Below are 1,619 nucleotides of genomic sequence, written 5' to 3'. Positions count from 1 at the left end.
CACATCGCGTCCACCTCTATCGGGTCCCCCAGCGACGTCCCCGTCCCGTGCGCCTCCACGTAGCTCACCTCCCCCGCTCTCACCCCTCCGTTCTCCAGCGCCTGCCGAATCACCGCCTGCTGCGCCATCCCGTTCGGCACCGTCAAGCCGCTGCTCGGCCCGTCGTGGTTCACCGCCGTCCCTCGAATCACCGCCAGCACTTCGTTCCCGTCCGCCACCGCGTCCGACAGCCGCTTCAGCACCAGCACCCCGCAGCCCTCGCCGCGGGCGAACCCGTCCGCCGAGGCGTCGAACGTCTTGCACCGGCCCTCGGGCGAGAGCATGTGCGCCTTGCAGATGGACAGCGTGGCCTCGGGCGTGAGGATGAGGTTCACGCCACCCGACAGCGCCAGGGTGGACTCACCGCTGCGCAGGCTCTGGCAGGCCAGGTGCAGCGCGACGAGCGACGACGAGCACGCCGTGTCCACCGCCATGCTCGGCCCATGCAACCCCAGCGCGAACGACAGTCGGCCTGGCGCCACGTTCAGCGACGTGCCCGACGCGAAGTACGCATCCACCGCCGAGGGGTCCTGGTTGAGGATGACGCGCGAGTAGTCCGACGCGGTGATCCCCACGAAGACCCCCGTGTTCGTGTCCCGCAGCGAGTCCGGGTTGATGCCCGAGCGCTCCAGCGCCTCCCAGCCGACCTCCAGCAGCAGCCGCTGCTGCGGGTCCATGCTCTCGGCCTCGCGTGGGGAGATGCCGAAGAACTGCGGCTCGAAGCCCGCCACGTCGCGCAGGAAGCCTCCCTTGCGCATGTACACCTTCCCCGGCGCCTCCGGGTCCACGTCGAACAGCGCGTCCACGTCCCAGCGGTCCGCCGGCACCTCCGTCGTGGCGTCCACGCCGTCGCGCAGCAGGCGCCAGTACGCCTCGGGCGTGTCCGCGTCCCCAGGGAAGCGGCAGGCCATGCCGATGATGGCGATGGGCTCGTCCGCGCGCGCGACGCGCTCCGCCGCGGGCGCCTCGGTCCGAGGCGTCCGCTCCGCCACCAGGCCCACCAGGTACTCCGTGAGGGCCTGGACGTTCGGGTAGTTGAAGACCAACGTCGCCGACAGCGGCTGGCCCACCACGCGCTGGAGCCGCTCCCTCAGCTCCACCGCCATCAGCGAGTCCATGCCCAGGTCCGCGAAGCCGCGCCCCGGCGGGAGGTGCAGCTTGGGGTCCAACCCGAGCACCCCCGCCACCTGCTGGCGCACCGCGGACTCCAGCGCGTCGCGCCCCAGCACGGGCGCGGCGCTCGCCGCCGGAGTCCCGGTGGGCGCAACGGCCTCCGCGTCCATCGCCTCCAGGAACGGCCGACGACCGCGCGCCTCGTAGATGGGCTTGAAGCGCTCCCACCTCACGCGCGCCACCGTGGCCTGCGTGACGTCCGCGCCGAGCAGCCGCTCGAACCAGGCGACGCCCTCCCCCACCTCCAGGGAGTCCACGCCCATGTTCGCGAGCCACCGCTGCGCGTCGGGCGAGGCCCCTCGCGCGGCGCGGGCGCTGCTGCAGGCCGCGCGGCTGGCGGCGCCGGAGGAGCGCCCCCCGCTGCTGCTGGAGGCCGCGGGCCTCTGGGAGAAGGCGGGCGAGCACGG

At 73.3% G+C, this 1,619-nt stretch carries 1 protein-coding gene; it reads right to left on the bottom strand.

The genetic code is table 11. The features are described 5' to 3' along the window. The coding region (locus HV824_RS35635; protein ID WP_255208619.1) for a beta-ketoacyl synthase N-terminal-like domain-containing protein at window positions 1-1,475 on the bottom strand (1,475 nt) is incomplete at its 3' end. Window positions 1,476-1,619 lie beyond the last annotated feature (144 nt).

This window comes from Myxococcus sp. AM009, assembly GCF_013372605.1.
Classification (GTDB): Bacteria; Myxococcota; Myxococcia; order Myxococcales; family Myxococcaceae; genus Myxococcus; species Myxococcus vastator.
The sequence above is the reverse complement of the archived record's forward strand: the minus strand, read 5'-3'. Positions and strand labels throughout refer to the sequence as shown.